Source organism: Dyadobacter koreensis (genome assembly GCF_900108855.1).
Classification (GTDB): domain Bacteria; phylum Bacteroidota; class Bacteroidia; order Cytophagales; family Spirosomataceae; genus Dyadobacter; species Dyadobacter koreensis.
The window spans coordinates 540,760-559,049 of sequence record NZ_FNXY01000003.1; the positions used below are offsets into that span (position 1 = coordinate 540,760).

16 protein-coding genes are annotated in these 18,290 nt (G+C 41.5%); 4 read left to right on the forward strand and 12 right to left on the reverse strand.

Annotation, left to right across the window (positions count from 1 at the left end):
• Nucleotides 1-18: 18 nt before the first annotated feature.
• From BMY70_RS10960 to BMY70_RS31465, 8 genes are all read right to left on the reverse strand, one after another.
• On the reverse strand, nt 19-3,120 hold the full coding sequence (locus BMY70_RS10960) for a SusC/RagA family TonB-linked outer membrane protein (protein WP_090335213.1): 3,102 nt from the start codon (nt 3,118-3,120) through the stop codon (nt 19-21).
• 221 nt (nt 3,121-3,341) lie between these two features.
• Nucleotides 3,342-5,105 carry a phospho-sugar mutase gene (locus BMY70_RS10965; protein WP_090335214.1) on the reverse strand — a complete coding sequence of 588 codons (1,764 nt, stop codon included), beginning with the start codon at nt 5,103-5,105 and terminating at the stop codon, nt 3,342-3,344.
• Nucleotides 5,106-5,257: 152 nt separating this feature from the next.
• Nucleotides 5,258-7,948 carry an MGH1-like glycoside hydrolase domain-containing protein gene (locus BMY70_RS10970; protein WP_090335215.1) on the reverse strand — a complete coding sequence of 897 codons (2,691 nt, stop codon included), beginning with the start codon at nt 7,946-7,948 and terminating at the stop codon, nt 5,258-5,260.
• A gap of 159 nt (nt 7,949-8,107) precedes the next feature.
• Entirely contained in the window at nt 8,108-9,850 is a 1,743-nt protein-coding gene (locus tag BMY70_RS10975) for a D-alanine--D-alanine ligase family protein (RefSeq protein WP_090335216.1), read from the reverse strand.
• A gap of 152 nt (nt 9,851-10,002) precedes the next feature.
• A complete protein-coding gene (locus BMY70_RS10980; protein WP_090335217.1) occupies nt 10,003-10,260 on the reverse strand; it encodes a NifU family protein in 258 nt (85 codons plus the stop codon).
• A gap of 64 nt (nt 10,261-10,324) precedes the next feature.
• Nucleotides 10,325-11,434, reverse strand: coding sequence for an Mrp/NBP35 family ATP-binding protein (locus tag BMY70_RS10985; RefSeq protein ID WP_090335218.1), 1,110 nt, complete (start codon nt 11,432-11,434; stop codon nt 10,325-10,327).
• 124 nt (nt 11,435-11,558) lie between these two features.
• Nucleotides 11,559-12,560 (reverse strand): GSCFA domain-containing protein, encoded by a 1,002-nt coding sequence (locus BMY70_RS10990; RefSeq protein WP_090335219.1) that lies wholly within the window; start codon nt 12,558-12,560, stop codon nt 11,559-11,561.
• A gap of 217 nt (nt 12,561-12,777) precedes the next feature.
• Nucleotides 12,778-12,912 (reverse strand): hypothetical protein, encoded by a 135-nt coding sequence (locus BMY70_RS31465; protein ID WP_262485742.1) that lies wholly within the window; start codon nt 12,910-12,912, stop codon nt 12,778-12,780.
• 137 nt (nt 12,913-13,049) lie between these two features.
• Between BMY70_RS31465 and BMY70_RS30865 the strand changes: the two genes are divergently transcribed.
• From BMY70_RS30865 to BMY70_RS11000, 4 genes are read left to right on the forward strand one after another with little or no spacing between them, the layout of a single operon-like run.
• Nucleotides 13,050-13,190: a hypothetical protein gene (locus tag BMY70_RS30865; RefSeq protein ID WP_177197001.1), complete on the forward strand. Its 141-nt coding sequence runs from the start codon at nt 13,050-13,052 to the stop codon at nt 13,188-13,190.
• A gap of 1 nt (nt 13,191) precedes the next feature.
• A complete protein-coding gene (locus BMY70_RS30870; protein WP_177197002.1) occupies nt 13,192-13,332 on the forward strand; it encodes a hypothetical protein in 141 nt (46 codons plus the stop codon).
• A gap of 2 nt (nt 13,333-13,334) precedes the next feature.
• Complete coding sequence (locus BMY70_RS10995) at nt 13,335-14,189, forward strand: glycoside hydrolase family 16 protein (RefSeq protein ID WP_090335220.1); 855 nt, start codon at nt 13,335-13,337, stop codon at nt 14,187-14,189.
• 35 nt (nt 14,190-14,224) lie between these two features.
• Complete coding sequence (locus tag BMY70_RS11000) at nt 14,225-15,991, forward strand: DNA polymerase III subunit gamma/tau (RefSeq protein ID WP_090335221.1); 1,767 nt, start codon at nt 14,225-14,227, stop codon at nt 15,989-15,991.
• Between the two features lies 1 nt (nt 15,992).
• On the opposite strand, the gene coaE is transcribed toward BMY70_RS11000, so the two are convergent.
• The 4 genes from coaE to BMY70_RS11020 all read right to left on the reverse strand — a co-directional run bounded on the left by coaE (nt 15,993) and on the right by BMY70_RS11020 (nt 18,282).
• Nucleotides 15,993-16,589, reverse strand: coding sequence for a dephospho-CoA kinase (gene coaE / locus BMY70_RS11005; RefSeq protein ID WP_090335222.1), 597 nt, complete (start codon nt 16,587-16,589; stop codon nt 15,993-15,995).
• 31 nt (nt 16,590-16,620) lie between these two features.
• Nucleotides 16,621-17,313, reverse strand: a complete 693-nt coding sequence (locus BMY70_RS11010) for a hypothetical protein (RefSeq protein WP_229209566.1) — start codon at nt 17,311-17,313, stop codon at nt 16,621-16,623.
• A gap of 162 nt (nt 17,314-17,475) precedes the next feature.
• Nucleotides 17,476-17,775 (reverse strand): preprotein translocase subunit YajC, encoded by a 300-nt coding sequence (yajC, locus tag BMY70_RS11015; RefSeq protein WP_090335223.1) that lies wholly within the window; start codon nt 17,773-17,775, stop codon nt 17,476-17,478.
• Nucleotides 17,776-17,838: 63 nt separating this feature from the next.
• Nucleotides 17,839-18,282 (reverse strand): DUF1573 domain-containing protein, encoded by a 444-nt coding sequence (locus BMY70_RS11020; protein WP_090335224.1) that lies wholly within the window; start codon nt 18,280-18,282, stop codon nt 17,839-17,841.
• Between the last annotated feature and the right edge of the window lie 8 nt (nt 18,283-18,290).

The following is an 18,290-nucleotide window of genomic DNA, read 5'->3' on the forward strand; positions in this document are numbered from 1 at the left end:
CCCGATTGTCGATCCCGTTTAGAAATTAAGATTTACACCAAACTGATAACTCCGTGTAGATGGGTTATTTCTACCAACAAAACCGATGAGATTTGTCCCAGAGCCGAACGTGAGCGCCTCCGGATCATATCCTCTGAAAGGCGTGCTCAGGAAAAGATTCGTACCAGTCAGGCTAAACCTTACACCACCTTTAAACAGAGAATTTCCTAAAAGTTTTTTAGATAAAGAATAATTCAGCGCAATAGTCCTTATCCGGAACCAGGACGCATCCTGGATATTGAGATGCGACCATCCATTGAACCGCGTTGAAGTTGACGGATTATAAAAAGAATCGTCCAGATAGACTACTTTGGTATTTGGAGTGAATGAGCCATCGCTTTGCTGTACAACTCCATTAAATATAACCTGCTCATTACGCCGCTCCGTCAGCTTTATAGATCCGCTACGCAGCGCATTTCTTTCTCCCAAATCGATCACATCGCCTCCCTGCCTCCACTCCATTAACACGGAAAGGGAAAGCCCTTTGTAGTTGAATGTGTTAGTTAGTCCTCCAATCCAGTCTGGCTGCGCGTTACCATATTGCGTGAGCGTGGTACTGGTCTCAGGAAAACCTGTTGTCGGATTTATCAACATCTGACCGTCCGGTGCCCGTTTATAGTCATACCCCCACAAATCGCCGATTTTACTTCCTTCCCGAACTTTCAAGGATCCGACAGTATTATCGTAATAAGAAATTTCCTGCAAAGCATCCGGCATTTCAATAACTTTCCCAGACAGTTTTGCCCAGTTTACGGCAACATCCCAAGAGAAATTTTTTGCCTGGACCGGCTTCACAGTAACCAACAATTCGACGCCCTTATTTCTGATCAAACCAATATTTGTATAATAAGTTGAAAAGCCGGAAACATTGGAAACAGGCGCCTGGACGATCTGGTTTTTGCTATCCATTGTGAAATAAGTTGCATCAACCATAAGCCTGTTTTTGAAGAATCGCAGTTCCGTTCCTACTTCGATCGAAGTTGTACGCTCTGGTTTCAGATCCTGATCTGCAGCAGTTAATCTTCGATTATACCCTGGTGTTGTATTTCCGTATGGAAAATTGTCCGTGATATCATAATAGCTGCCAATCAGATAGGGTGTGGTTGCTTTTCCTACTTGTGCCCAGGAAGCACGAAGTTTTCCATAGGATAGAAAATTACTTTTCTCAAGATGTTCCGTAAAAACATATCCGGCATTAAATGATGGGTAAACGAAGGACCGGTTGGCTTTTGGCAAAACTGAAACAATGTCATTTCTGACGGTTGCATTCAGGTACAAAATCTCTTTATAGCTAAGTTTCGCGTCAGCAAAAAAGCTGACTATCCTGAATTGAGCCGGGGAATAAAATCTTTGCTGCTGATTCTGGTAGCTGGATATATCATTCGTAAAAGGGGCGTTCCAGTTTTCCCCGCGAACGTAATAACTATCCGGCCGCTTGCTGTCAACGACAGCATTTCCAACCATCAGCGATCCCGTCCAGTTTTCATTAAAATTCTTTTGTGCGGTCAGGTAAAGATTGGAATTCAGTTCGAGAAAATTCAGCTTTTCATTGATCAAAAAACCTTTAACCTGAATCCCTACGTCAAACGTACTATCAACCTGACGGTGTCGGGTTTCGTGATACGTATCATAAGTCAGCTGGTATTTCGCAGAAAGCCAGTCGGTGATTTTATAGTTCAGCGTAACGTCTGAAATATATCGGTTGATCTTATCCACGCGGGGACTCTTTTCCACCAGATATCTTGGATTATCTGTAAAACCAGGCAGGATATTCTTCTGTGTTCCATCCGGATTCAGATAATCATTAACATCATAGGTGTTAGGCCAGTAACCCAAGGCGCTGAATATCGATTTATCGCCAGCAGGAGGACGTTTTCCACCAGAGCGGACGTAGTTAAAGGAGGCAGAAACATTGAAGTTTTTGGTAATGTTATAAGCACCGGCAACTTTTCCTGAAAATCGGTAGAAATTAGTATTTGGCACAATCCCGCTCTGCGTATTATTCCCCAGCGATACGTAAATATTTCCCTTTTCACTTCCTTTCGTAAGCGTCACATTATTATTATTTCTGATACCAGTGCGGTAAAAATCACGGAAATTATCGTAGATTTTATCCGTCGTGTTCAGAGGATCGATGATTGGCCCAAACGATTGATAAGGCGTACGACCGGGTCCCAGCGGAATAAATTCACCTAATCTTCCTTGTAAAAACGTTGTCTGGATATCCGGTGATTTGCCTAAGACATCAACACCTGCGGAAGAAGAAACCGACACATTTAATTTCCCGGACTTCCCCCTTTTTGTTGTAATGATAATGGCTCCGTTTGATGCCCGAAGTCCGTAAAGTGCCGTGGCTGCCGGACCTTTCAAAACTGAAACACTTTCGATATCGTCCGGATTTATATCAGCCGCCCGGTTAGTATTGGCAAATTGTTCCGAAGCTCCCGGGGAATTACTTCCTGCGCTCGGGAGCGGATTTCCGGCATTGGTGGAATTACTGATGATAATACCATCAATTACGAACAATGGCTGATTGTCAGCACCTCCGCTAAGAGAAGTTACACCGCGAAGCACGATATTTACCCCTGCACCCGGTGCTCCACCTGATCCTGTAATGATCGCACCGGCAATTTTTCCCTGAAGTGCGCCTACCACATTGGGATTTCCAGAATTTCTAATTTCTTCCGACTTGACGGATTGAACGGAATACCCGATTGCCCTCCGTTCTTGTGTCTGGCCAAGCGCAGTAACGACAACCTCGTTCAACTCAGAAGCTTCTGATTCCAGCTTTACATTAATAACTTTCTGATTTCCAACGTTGACTTCAATTCTTTTAAAACCTATAAAACTAAAAACCAAAGTACTGCCTGAATTCACTGACAGCAAATATTCGCCTTTTTCGTTCGTGGTAGTTCCCTGAGAGGTACCTTTTACATTGACGTTTGCTCCGGGAATATCCGATCCGGTATCATCGGTAACTTTTCCCGAAACCGTAACGGATTGAGCCATAACTTTGCCAATACATAAAAAAAGAACGAGGGGAAGAATAAGGAATTTGTTGTGAAGTATTTTTTTCATCATAAATCGTAGTTAGGTTTTTGATAACTATGGCAGGAAGAAAAATATTTATTGTTAATAAATATAACAATTTATTTATGAAGTATAAATAAAGTAACTATCACTATTTTATTTAGATGCCGGGTTAAGTTTTCTTCCAATTCACAAATAATTGCCACCTGAGGCTAGGCACAAAAAAAGAGCTGCCAAACCTGACAGCTCTTTTCCACAATCTATTTTTGATATTATTTCAGTCCCAACTCTTCGCCAATCGCTTTCACCTTATCTTTCAGTCCTGCATAAACACTGTCAAATTCTTCCTTGCCTTCCAGTTCAGCACGAACACCTACATAGAATTTAATCTTTGGTTCAGTTCCTGACGGACGGCAGGTAAATTTAGTACCATCCACGGTAAAGAATTGAAGCACGTTTGATGACTCAATTCCCATTTCACCGGAAGGAATCGAAGTGGTTGTGCCTGCCGTGAAATCAGTTGTGGTCAACGCCTTGTAGTCGTCCATACGGATAACGTCCGAACCGGCTAACGTTTTTGGTGGATTAGCACGGAAGTCAGCCATCATTTGCTGGATTTCTTCGGCACCTGTCTTACCTTTTTTAGTCAGTGAAATAAGTCCTTCGTAATAGAATCCGAATTTCTTGTAAATTTCAATCAACATATCAAAAAGGCTCAAACCTTTGTCTTTCGCGTAGGCCGTCAGCTCAGCGATCATCGCACAAGAAGCAATGGCGTCTTTATCACGAACAGCATCACCAATGAGGTAACCGTAACTTTCCTCGCCACCTCCTATAAACTGCTCAATGCCTTCTTTTTCACGGATAACCTGAGCGATATATTTAAAACCGGTCAGTGTGTTGTAACATTTCACATCGAAAGACTCTGCCATCTTATCAATAAGATCCGTCGTTACGATTGTCTTGCAGACGAACTGAGTTCCTGTCAATTTACCTGCATCTTTCCATGCATTCAATAAATAATAGATCAGGACACTGGCCGTCTGGTTACCATTCAAAAGTTGAATTTCTCCGTGATGGTTTTTTGCAGCAATACCTACCCTATCCGCATCAGGATCTGTTCCTAAAACAAGGTCAGCATCAATTTCCTTCGCCTTCTCAACGGCTTTGGACATTGCTTCACTTTCTTCCGGATTTGGGTAGACAACGGTAGGGAACTGTCCGTTACCATTCGGCTCTGCCTGCTCTTCAATAACCGTTACAGACTCAAAACCCATTTTTTTCAATAATGGCGGCACAAGCGTAACTCCGGTTCCGTGCAAAGGTGTGTAAACGATTTTCAAATCTTTCTGACGTTCGATAGCGTCTTTCGAGATTGAAAGTGATAAAATATGATCCAGATATTTTTCATCAATATCCGCTCCTATCTTTATGATTTTCGAAGCATCGCCATCAAATTTGATATCATCAATTGACTTAATGGCATTTACTTCATCGATTATATTAGCGTCATGTGGCGCAACAACCTGAGAGCCGTCGTTCCAATATGCCTTATATCCATTGTATTCTTTGGGGTTGTGAGATGCCGTTACGACCACACCGCTATGGCAATGCAGCTGACGAATTGCAAATGACAATTCCGGAGTAGGGCGCAGGGCTTCAAAGAGATACACTGTGATCCCACTTGCGGAAAATATATCCGCAATGATCTGCGAAAATTCATCCGACTTGATACGGCTGTCATAAGCGATAGCAACTTTGATTTCCTCATTTGGAAATGCTTTGTTCAAATAATTTGCCAAACCCTGCGTAGCCGTCCCTACTGTGTAACGGTTCATTCGGTTTGAACCCACACCAATTAATCCACGTAAACCACCTGTTCCAAATTCAAGATCCTTATAAAATGCATCAGTAAGTTCAGTATCATTCTCTTCGTCAATCAATTGCTGAATCGATTGTTTTGTATCGATATCGTAATCGCCGTTAAGCCACGTATTCACTTTGGCCAAAACATTAGGATCTAATTGTGAGGTCATAATCAAATTAAAAGATGGTTTTCTGAAACAGTTAATTTTTAAAAATAAGTCTTTTTACGATCAAAACCGTTACTACTGATTTTGATAGTAAAAAGACTAAAAATATCGTTCTCGGTTGAGTAATTATTTCATAAAAGTAAAAAATGCTGGCATTATTTACTTAGCGGTATTTCTTCTTTTGCTAATTCTTTCATTTTTTCCTGCGAAGTTTTCAAAATAAGTTCTGCAACTAAGCCTGTCCAGCCTGTCTGGTGACTTGCACCGCAACCCCTTCCGTTATCTCCATGGAAGTATTCATAGAATAAAATGTGATCACTGAAATTCGGATCGGTCTGACTTTTTTCGTCATCTCCGTTGAAAGCACGTCTTCCGTCTGCATCTTTTTTGAAGATATCGATCAGTCGATTCGCAATTGCCATCGCTGCGTCCTTAATCGTAACCAAATTTCCTGAATTTGTCGGATATTCGATCTGGAAATCCTCACCATAATACGCGTGGAATTTCATCAGCGAATCAAAGATCAGATAGTTCAACGGGAACCAGATCGGCCCCCGCCAGTTAGAATTTCCTCCCATAATATCTGTCAACGCTTCCGCAGGTGTGTAATCGACCTGTAATACCTCGCCGTTGATATAGAATTTATATGGGTTCTCCTTATGATATTTTGAAAGCGCACGAACACCGAAATCAGACAGAAATTCGTTTTCATCCAACATCCGTTTCATGATCATTTTCATCCGGTGACCGCGCAGAATTGACAATAATCTGTTTTCTCCTTTTCCAGATTCAAACCAACGAGATATCAGGCGCGCAAGATCAGGCCTGTTTGCCAGTACCCACTCTACACGACGTTTGAAAATCGGCATTTTATCAAGATTCTGAGGATCAAGAATTTCAACAGCAAACAGTGGTATCAATCCTACAATCGAGCGAACTTTCAATAGTATACTTTGCCCGTTCGGAATATGGATGACGTCGTAGTAAAACTGGTCTTCCTCATCCCACAGACTGATCGACGAATTTTTACCTCCGATCGATTCCATCGCACCGGCAATATGCAGGAAATGTTCAAAAAACTTGGACGCCATATCCTGATATACGGGATGCGCCAAGGCGATTTCAACTGAAATTCGAAGCATATTCAACGTATACATCGCCATCCATCCTGTTGCATCGGCCTGCTGCAATTTCCCACCAAAAGGCATCGGAGTCGATCTGTCGAATACACCGATATTATCAAGACCAAGGAAACCGCCGCTGAAAATATTATTTCCGGTATCGTCTTTCTGATTCACCCACCAGGTAAAATTGAGAAGAAGCTTATGGAATATTTTTTCAAGGAATTCAATATCACCAACGCCGTTATTCTGCTCACGGTCGATCTCATATACTTTCCATGTCGCCCAGCCATGAACCGGCGGATTTACATCCGAAAAATTCCATTCGTAGGCTGGAATCTGACCATTTGGGTGCATATAATATTCCCGGAGCAGGATTTCGAGCTGCCGTTTGGCAAAATCAGCATCAACTCTCGCAAGCGGAACACAATGAAAAGCAAGATCCCAGGCAGCAAACCAGGGATATTCCCATTTATCCGGCATCGAAATAATGTTGGCTGAATACAAATGTTTCCATCCGGAATTCCTCCCCCACTTTCGACCTTGGTTAGGTTCCGGCTGCGCCGGATCGCCTTTCAGCCATTCGTAAACATTGTAATAGTAAAATTGTTTGCTCCACAACATTCCTGCATAGGCTTGGCGCTGGATCGAACGAAGATCGGCGTCTGCTACATCTTTCTGGATATCGTCATAGAATTCATCCGCTTCACGAATTCTCTTACTGAAAAGATCTTCAAACCCTCCGAAAGGTTCCGAAATAGAATGATTCACATAGCGCATTCGCAGGGTAATACTCTCACCTGCTTTGACCGTTCGCGTAAATTTTCCGGATGCTTTTGTTCCGATGTTATTCGGGTTCACGGTCGTCGACTTGCCACCGCTAACGATGTAATCGTTTATTCCGTCTTTCGGATAAGCAGTATTATTTGCCGTTCCGTAAAGCTTTTTCAGATTCGATTCATTCTCGCAAAATAAAAGCTCATCTGCGCCATCCAGATACAAGTTATATTTCCCATGCTTCCGATGTGTCACCTCGATCAGACGGTTGGATATCCCGTTCATCATCGGCTTGTAATTAAACGCCTCATACCCCCACGACCACGTATTTCTAAACATGATCGTCGGCAAAACAGTAATCGGAGCATCCTTCGGGCCACGGTTATGGATCGTAACTTTCATCATGATATCCTCTTCATCAGCTTTTGCGTGCTCGATAAAAATATCAAAATATTCATTGTTATCGAACACACCGGTATCCATGATTTCATACTCCGGATCCTGTTTTCCGCGCTTGCCGTTTTCCTGCCGAAGCTTGTCATAAGGAAACTGCTGCTGAGGATATTTATAAAGCATTTTGGTATAGGAATGCGTCGGAGTACTATCAAGATAATAATACATTTCCTTCACATCTTCTCCGTGATTTGACTCGCGGTTCGTCAATCCAAAAATCCTTTCCTTTAAAAATTTATCGCGATGGTTCCAAAAGGCAAAGGAAAGACAGATGTGTTGTTTGTTATCAGAAAACCCTCCGATACCATCTTCTCCCCAACGGTATGTCTTGGATAAAGCCATCTCGTGGGTTATATAATTCCAGGCATCGCCATTTCCGCTGTAATCCTCACGTACAGTTCCCCACTGACGCTCAGACAGATATGGCCCCCATTTTTTCCAACCTTTGTTCTCTTTTTGAAGGCTTAACCGTACTTTCTCTGCGCCGTGTGCCATTGGTAAGTCAAATTATCGGGGTCAAAAAATTCAATTAAAAATTCACAAAATCCTAAAAATACGTCTTTTTACAACGTTGAAATTGTGTAGAAAATGAAATTTACTAAAAAAGAGCTTGAATCAAGCTCTTTTTTGTCCTTAAAAATGGGAAATATATTCTTAGTCGATTTTGACAACAACCCAATCCTGAATTATTTCGATGGATTCGATGTCGTTAAAAACCTGAACCTGATCATCAATTTCACCGGCAAAAAAATTGGTTATGGACTTTGCTTTCTGTGCTGTCTCTGTTAACAGAGGATGCCTGCCCTGCGTTATTAAACCCTCGACATCAACAATATATTCCTTGAACATAAACGGGTTCGGCAACTGATAGTATTTTCCGTCCGTAGCGTGGAAAACAGGAACAGGTTTGAAAATCCCCTCCGCATTCAAACGCCCATAATACTGCCTTGCCAACGCATAATGTTCGTCGGATGCATCAAACAAAATTCCCTTGATCGGTTTATCAACTGTTCTGGCTGCGGTTATTTTCGCATCCAAACCTTCCAGCAAATGTCTTAAATTCCAGGTATCTTTCCCAAGCCGAATTCTTTCTCTTATGGACTGTCGGATAAAATAAGTTAAAGCCTGCGTAACAGTCAGTCCAATTTCAGCCATTTGTTTAAAAATGAAAGAAGTGGGCGACATTCCCGGAATTGTGTTCGGATCGTGAAGAAGAATTGTTCCGTCGGGGGTTAAGAAACCATCGATACGTACGCAAACCGTGATACCAAGTTGTTGAAAAACTTCTGCGATAACTTTCTGGATTTCCTGATTTTTTTCAAGAGACGTATCAACCGGAATTCGCTTGCGACTTGCTCCCGGCTTATATTTTGCATTAAAATCAAAGACATCAACCATCTTGATCACCTCACTTGGAGGCAAAGCCAGCGGTTTTCCGTTATCAAACTGAATACAACCGCAGGAGAATTCCTGACCTTCAATAAATTCTTCAAGCAAAACCTGATCTTCGGCATTTGCACTGCTCAAAACAATGATATCATCCTTGACAACAAACATATTATCAAGCATTTCCAGTAAATCAGCCGGGTGATAAATAGTTGTATCTCCATTTACGACAAGCGGAAATCCAATTCCTTCGTCAAGGTTGGCTATACGCTGCACATACTCATGCTTGCCGGCAGCATCTAGTGCTTTCCAGGTTTTACTTTCCAGTTCAACCTGAAAAAAACATTGGTTGATCGCAGAGACAAAGGCCTCCAGAGAATCTTCTTTCACAATGGCCACACCAATCGATGAACCCTGATGAGGTGCTTTAATAACCAGTGGAAGGCCGAGATGTTTTTTAAGAACGGTAAAAAGAATTGAATATTCACGCGGAATCCATTGCTCGTAGCGAAGTGTCCAGCTTTTCTTTTGCTGATTATTAACCAGCGCGATCATTTCATTTTGAAGAATTTTATCGATTCCAACAGCTGAACCCATCAAACCTGGGCCGCTATAAGGAATTTTAAACCATTCCAGCAAACCCTGAATTGCGCCATCCTCACAGTCGGGACCATGCATGGCTAGAAATGCAAATTCAAAATGATCTTTGAACTGGTCAGGTGATAAAAGTAAACCGATCTCTGGCGAAACCGGCTCTTTTGCCAAATTTGGAAACGACTCTATATAAGTATTGAAATTACCAGTCTGATTACTTTTTGCCGGATAAAAATCTCTGATTTCCTTTGCATACATCAAAGAATGTTCAAGCTTTATAAATCGACCGAAGCTGTCGACAAAAATGGGAACCGGCTCAAAAAGTGATTTATCCAAGTATTCGAAAGCGGTTTTCCCGCCCGCAAATGAAATTTCCCTTTCGCGGGAGGGTCCTCCAAAAAAAACTCCTATGCGCATATTATTGCCTGATTAATGCATTTAAAACGTACCTGCAATATAAGCAGTATTTAAAATGAATCAATTGCAACCTATGATGCATAGGAAAGATTTATTTCAATTTAAACCGATCAGGGGCCATATCGAATTCATCCGTTATCAATAACGGACTTTTATGCTAATGAAGGCACGTTAGATGCGACAACACGGTTGATATGCGGAACCGCCTTACGGATCGATTCTTCAAGACCGGCACGGAAAGTCATTGCACTCATCGGGCAGCTCTGGCATGAGCCCTGTAATTCAAGTCTTACCGTAAGATCGTCAGTTAATTCCACCAACTTCACGTCACCGCCATCTGCATGTAAATACGGACGGACAGTTTCCAACGCCTGCTCAATTAATTCTAATGTTTTTTCTCTTGAATCCATTATTTAAAAAGTCTATTCGGTAATATGCAAGAATTTATTGATAAAGTCAAATCAAGACTCGTATTTAAGCCTGAATTTCTACCATTTGAGTCTTTTCTTTAGTTGCGTTTCTAATAGCAACTTGCTGTGCCAATCCTTCTGCTGCATTGCGGAAAGCTTCATTTACAATCGGATTTACATCCATAACGGCAGGTCTTCCTCCATCCCCAGCTTCACGAATGCCCTGAACCAAAGGTATTTGACCCAACAAAGGTACATCAAATTTGTCAGCTAACGATTGTCCGCCGCCTTGTCCGAAAATATGATATTTACTTTCCGGAAGCTCTTCCGGTGTAAACCATGCCATATTTTCGATCACGCCCAGAATAGGAACATTGATCTGAGGCTGTCTGAACATCGACATTCCTTTTACGGCATCAGCCAGTGCTACTTTTTGAGGTGTGGTAACGATAATTGCCCCAGTTACAGGCACAGTCTGCACCAAGGTCAGGTGAATATCACTTGTCCCAGGAGGAAGATCGATCAAAAGATAATCTAGATCACCCCAGTCTGTATCACCAAAGAATTGTTTCAAAGCCTGAGAAGCCATAGGTCCGCGCCAAACTACTGCACTATCTGCTGGCGTCAAAAATCCTATGGAAATCATTTTTATCCCATACTGACGGATCGGATTGATATAATTTTTCCCATTTTTTGGCGTAATGGTCGGCTGCATATTTTCTGCACCAAACATTAATGGGATCGATGGACCAGAAATATCGGCATCAATAATTCCTACAGATGCTCCAGAACGGTGCAGGGCCATTGCAAGGTTGGCAGTAACGGTCGATTTCCCTACCCCGCCTTTACCTGACGAAATAGCAATCACATTTTTCACACCCGGAATCAACGCCGCTCCCAGTGGTCTGATACTGGTTACATTTGCAGTTAAATTGATGATCACTTCCACGTCCGGACTAAGATGTTCATGTATCGCCTCGACGCACATTCTACGGATTAATTCTTTCAAAGGGCAAGCGGGTGTCGTCAAAACAACCGTAAATCTTACCTGATTAACACCAATCTCAATATCCTGAATCATATTCAGCGTTACCAGATCCTGTTTAAGATCCGGCTCCTGAACAGTGCTCAAAGCCTGTAATACTTTTTCTTTATTTATTGTAAATTCGCCCATTGTAGTTATTTCGTTCGGAAATTTCCGAGCCGTACCGGATGTGATTTCAGATTGAGCTGAAATCGTCTATTTCTAATTTATTTCGCCTGATATAATTGAACACGATTTCTCGCTAATGAGTTTGTCAACGGGCAGGAAATTCATCAATTCTTCGGTTTATTTCTATTAATTCCCCGGATAAATCTACATTGCCTGCTAACTCGCCCAGCCTCTTTCGAAGTGTGTGCAGCAACGCAAGCTGGCTGGCAGTAAGACCATGCTGTGGATTGTGGTTCAACATTTTTTGAACACCATCCCACTCCCTCATGAAGTCCAATGCTGGCTTGTCTATAAACGCGTCTGCAAAAGTACGAAAGATATAATCTTCTGCCACACTGTTTGGGTGAATAAGATCAGGTTTGTAGTACCGATAATCCCGCAGCTCATCGACCATAATTTCGTAAGAGGGAAAATATTCAACCTGACGAAATTTCTCCGACAGGCGATGGCAAACCAAACGCAAGGTTGATTTACTTACCTGATTTAGTATTAATGTATCCTTTGTATGTCTAACAGGACTTACAGTCAGTATAATCCTTAAATCTCTTTTAATCGATTGTAGCTTAAACAGCAGATGTTCCAGGCCAATATTGATCTGGTCGAGATGCAATAATTCTTTAACGAACTGATCGGCAGGCACCTTATGACAATTCCCAACCAATACATTTGTCGCGCGGTGACGATAAGCAAACGCAGTTCCGAGGGTAATAACAAGTACATCTGCATTTCTCAAAAAGTAATTTACCTGATGCTGTTTCTCTTTAAGCTTCTCTTCAAGATCAACCCGGTTGTGGGACCATAACGAAGAGTGAAAATCATGATGAAGCCAGATCTTATCAGTATTCTGGTGATACAGCGCCGGATGAGGTGGTTTTACGTCTAACGATAAATCGAGCAATTTGGCGACAGCCAATGGATTAAAAACGGTTCCGAAAGGATTATTCAAAACCTGAAATTTATAATCAGAAAGCTGATTTCCTAATACATCAGCAAAACAGGAGCCAATGGTTATTATCTTGGATTGATGATTTATTTTCCATTCTGAAGGTGTAACGTTGAGTTCTGTGGTAAGTTTTAATTGCTTCATTTAGTCAGTATTATGGGGCGAGCAAAATTAATAATATTTGATCAGTCCGGCACAAACAACCTGAGGAAGAGGATTTAAATAATTGATATATAAACGTTAAATTTGGAAAATATACACACGATTGAAAAATAATGATTCAATTGGTGAATGCGAGAATATCTGAATGTTGGCTTTGCGGAAGAGAATGCCACTATCAGCTACGAATACATTGCTGAATTTATAGCAATTGAATGAATAGGTAAGTTTGCTTACGAAGATTTTGTTTTACAACCTCAACGCGCTCCTTCGGAGCATCCTGTTTATAGAAAAATATTAATTTCCAGCCACTTCCCTGACTCCTTAGGAGTTTCATGGAAATTTTAGGCGGCTCCGATGGAGCCAGAAAAATAAATCCTAAATTACCTTGCTATGAACAGGAAGCTCCACAGGAGCTATTTATCTGAATATCATTTCAATATTTAATTTTATCTTAACATCTTTTAAGTAAGCATGGCAAAAATTAAAAGAAATATTCCGGTCAAATTATCCGGCGAGCAAATCGTTAATAAGAAATTAAAGGAAATGAATGAATTACTAAAAGGAATAGATCTTTCAAAATTACCAAAAAGGCCAAATGCTAATCAGGAATGATATGAAAACTAAGAAAAGCGAGTCTGTAAAGAAACTTACCGGAGAACGAATTGTTCAAAAGAAACTGGACGAAGTCATTGCTGTTTTAAAAAAGATGGATTTACCCGGACTAACAAACAGACGCACTCAAAGCAAAGTCTAATTATGCAAAAATCTTTTTCTGGAAAATTATTTCTCCTTTCTATCTGCCTAATTGGTTTCGCCAATTGCTCTCAATCCCAAACTCCGCCCACACAATCTTCGCAGGTTAAATACGAGTTTGACTCAACACCAATCTGGCAGGATGAATTTAATTATTCCGGAAAACCTGATGTCAAAAAATGGAGTTGCGATTTGGGCGGCGATGGATGGGGGAATCATGAACTGGAAAACTACACTGACAAATCAGAAAATGCCCGCGTTGAAAATGGCAATCTGATTATTGAAGCCAGAAAAGAAAATTCAGGTAAGCAGAATTACAGTTCAGCCAGATTGGTAACAAAAGGAAAAGGCGATTTTCTTTATGGAAAATTTGAGATCCGTGCCAAACTTCCGAAGGGCCGTGGAACCTGGCCTGCAATCTGGATGCTTTTTTCCCAACAAAATTATGGCAATAAAGGCTGGCCGGATAATGGTGAAATTGATATTATGGAACACGTCGGTTTTGACCAGAATCATATCCACGGCAACATACACACCAAAGCATTTAACCACGTTTTGAAAACAAACAAAGGCGGGGACACCCTGCTTACTAAGGCCTCCGAGCAGTTTCATGTATATACCTGCGCGTGGACGCCAGCTTATATCTCGATCGGCATTGACGGAAATGAATATTTTAGGTTTAACAAAGAATCGGGCTACGCCTGGGAGCAATGGCCTTTTGATAGAACTTTTCATATCATTTTAAATATGGCTGTTGGCGGGGACTGGGGAGGACAGAAAGGTGTGGACGACAGCATTTTCCCTCAAAAAATGGAGGTCGATTATGTCCGGGTTTATCCGTTGGTCGAGAAAAAGTAATTTGAAATTCCGTCGTACGGAGCTAACTTGCACCCATGGATCATTTCGTTGTTTCGGCCAGAAAGTATCGACCAGTCACTTTCGACTCGGTAGTTGGCCAATCACATATCACGACTACGCTTAAAAATGCAATTCGTACCAATCACCTCGCGCAGGCTTTCCTGTTTTGCGGTCCGCGTGGTGTCGGGAAAACGACTTGTGCCCGTATTCTTGCAAAAACAATTAACTGTCAGAATCTTGGAGACGACGTAGAAGCGTGCGGCGAATGTGAATCCTGTATCAGTTTTCAGAATAACGCGTCTTTCAACATCCACGAACTGGATGCTGCTTCCAATAACTCTGTTGAAGATATTCGTAACCTGATCGATCAGGTTCGCTATCCGCCGCAGACTGGAAAATACAAAATTTATATTATTGATGAGGTTCACATGCTTTCACAGGCTGCTTTTAATGCTTTCTTGAAAACATTGGAAGAACCGCCTGGATATGCGATTTTCATTTTGGCGACAACTGAAAAACATAAGATCCTGCCGACGATTTTATCCCGTTGCCAGATTTTTGATTTCAACCGTATCCAGCCAAAAGACATTGCTTATCACCTTGCTGATATTGCAAAAAAAGAAGGTATTGAAACAGAAAAAGAAGCACTCGAACTGATCGGCCAGAAAGCTGATGGAGGTTTGCGGGATGCGCTTTCGATGTTCGATCTGAATGTTACTTTTTCAACAGATAATCATCTGACTTATGCAGCCGTTCTGGAAAACCTGCATATTCTGGATTACGATTATTACTTTAAAATCACGGATGCTTTGACCGCTGCCAGTGTTGCGCGGTCGTTGGTCTTGTTTGATGAAATATTAAGAAAAGGTTTCGACGGGCATTTATTTATTGTCGGCTTGCTTGAACATTTCCGAAATCTTCTGGTTTGTAAAGATCCCGCGACAGTTTCTCTTTTGCAGGTTTCAGAATCTGCCGAGCGGAAATATATTGATCAGTCCCGGGACGCGGATATGAGCTTTTTGCTTTCCGCATTAAGTGTTGCCAGTCAGTGCGATATCAATTATAAAGCTGCAAAAAATCAGCGATTGCATGTGGAGTTATGTCTCATGAAACTTGCAAATCTGCCCAATATTCTTCAACTTAATTCTCTTGCAGCCGTTGATGAAACGGCAAAAAAAAAAGTTGAGCCTCAACAACAGCCTGTCTTAACTGAACAAAAAGCGCCGGTTCTGGAAACTCCGTCAAAGGAATCCACACCGCAAAATGTTCCGATTGGAGTACAACAGATCGCTCCGGTAGCGGCAAGGCCTGCTTCTAAATTAAGAAGTACAACGCAACTTGTTCCGCCATCTATTGCGCAACAAAATGCAAAGGGAACAGAACAGGCAGCTGTAAAAAATGAAGTACAGGTAGCTCCCACAGCACCTGTCGCCACGCTTGAACTTACTTTAGAAAATTTGCAACAGGTTTGGCATGAATTCGCCGAAAACAGGAGAAAAACAAAAGATTCAACAACTGAAGGAATTGCTTTAAACCGAGCAATCGAACTTGTCGATTTTACAATTCAGATTGCCCTGGATAATGACCCGCAAATGGACGCAATTCAGGGAATGCGTTATGAATTACTGGGCTTTTTGAAGAGCCGGTTTAATGCACCCAGACTGGAAATCAATCCGCGTGTCGCGCCTCACGAGGTTCAGCGCCTGCCCTATACCCCTGCGGAAAAATTCAATTATCTGGCAGAAAAAAACCCTTATTTATTGCAGCTCAAGCAAGCGCTCGGCCTGGATGTTGACTTTTAAACTATTCTGTACTTTTTTCCAAAAACAACTGGTGCAATTTCAAAACCTGGGGGATCAGCGCAGCATTCTCATCGTTATCAATCGTAAAATCAGCAATTGAATCACGTTCTTCATCTGAAACCTGTCGTTCGATAATAGCTCGAATCTCATCCTCAGACCGGGTTTCGTCGCGGACTTTGATGCGTTTCAAACGCAGATCCACGGGCGCTTTTACGACAATGACGAAATCCAGATTATTGTTAGCTCCTGCCTTATTCATAATCGCCGCCTCTTTTATGACATAGGGCGCGTCTGAATGTTTTCCCATCCAATCATCTGTATCTTTACCAACAGCAGGATGAATAATTTCGTTAAGTTTTTTTAGCAGATCAGGATTTTTGAAAACCAAGGAAGAAACATAAGAACGGTTATATACTCCGCTTTCAGTATAAGAATCAGGTCCCAGTAATTCCTGGATAGCCCGACGTATTTCAGGATCATGATTTGTCAGCCATTTCGCCCGCGTGTCCGCATCATAAACAGGAATATTCAGACAAGCAAACACCTTGCAAACGATACTTTTACCCGAACCAATACCACCTGTCACACCAATTTTCATTATAAATTATTAACAATCAGGTGATCAACTTTTATTGTTTGACTTCCCCAAGCAATTGTGCTACTTCGAAACTTATGTACACATCCCGGTGGCTAACCTCAACCAGTGGCGTGTTGGGCAACGGAATAGGCAAACTTTCGTCGAAATTGTTTTGTATTTTTTTTGTGGGGATAACTATTTTGATAGTATCCGGATAATCTCTTACAAGAGAGATCGGGCCGTCAATTGAGATCAGTGAGGGTGAGATATTAATAATACTCGAAATGACATAACCTTCACGGATGTCAATTGCTGAGCTGTCAATCCTGATTGGAATGATTTTCCTGATCTTTCTTTCAAAGCTTAATTCAAAAGTATCGGAAACAACGTAGTTTACTTTTACATCAGGAAAAAGCTCAGTGATCTGGTCCGTCAATGAGGTTGAATTTATAAAACTTGCTTTGGTAGGATTCAAAACTTTGTAGACCACCGGAAGCGCATTGAAGTTAAGCCAGGATTTTCTCAGTAGATTCCAGCCATCACCTGTTACATTTACGGAAATACGCTTTGGCAAAGGCTGCAAAGGAACAAACGCGGCTGCGTCATATTCAACAGTTAATGGATAACTTAGCCGGATAGAGTAATCCTCCTTATTCAGCACATTCATCAACCAGAAAAATGTAGCTGCCAGAAGACACCCGATAAATGTTTTTATTTTATTCCGACCTGATGGAATGTTACTCACAGCTTGTAATTAAAATTGTATATTTTTCAATATACCGTTGATACGTAATACAAAAAAAGCGGTGTCAGGTTTGATGTTAAAACCTTAATATTATCTATAAAGGCCATCCCTGACACCACTCTAAACTATTATCCCGAATAGATAACGATCTTCTGTTATTTATTATTCTGCAACAGTACGCGCAATTGCCGCTTTGTCAACAGTTAATTTTACTCCTTTGTCAAGTTCAAGGGTTACCAAAGTTTCCTCAACATTATAAACTCTTGCGTGAATTCCGCCGATCGTTACCACTTGGTCACCTTTTTTTATGCTGTTAAGAAGCTCTTTCTGCTCCTTCTGTTTCTTTTGCTGAGGACGGATCATGAAGAAATAAAATACTCCGATAATCCCTACCCACATTACGACCTGATAAATCATGGCCTGTGAGCCGCCTGCTGCTTGTAACAAAATTGAAAGTGTCATTATTAAATTAGGGTTATTAGATAATTAATTGAGATCTGGTATAGTCGAAAAATAAGTAAATACTTATTTCGCCGCCTCTGGTTTGGGCGCTGAATTAACAATTCCTTTCAAACGCAATTCCGAATAAGCCGGATCCGTGTTGGCATAAACTGTCACCGTTTTAACCTGCGGGCCAGATTTTCCTTTACTGTTGAATCGAACTTTAATGCTCGAAGCAGCATTCGGAGCGATCGGTTCACGGGGCCATTCCGGCGTTGTACATCCACACGATGAAGTTATGTTATTCAAAATCAGCGGGTATGGACCATCATTTTTGAAATTAAATGTGTGCTCCACAACTTCTCCCTCCTGAATCGTACCAAAATCATAAGAAGAACTGTCTGTCAAAGCAAAAACGGGAAGTTTCATATCTCCCGTTTTTGATTCACTTTTCTTTTCAGACCCTGAACAATTTAAAAGCATCAATGCAATTCCCGAAAGAAATGCGAATGCAGCAAGTTTTTTCATACGTTATA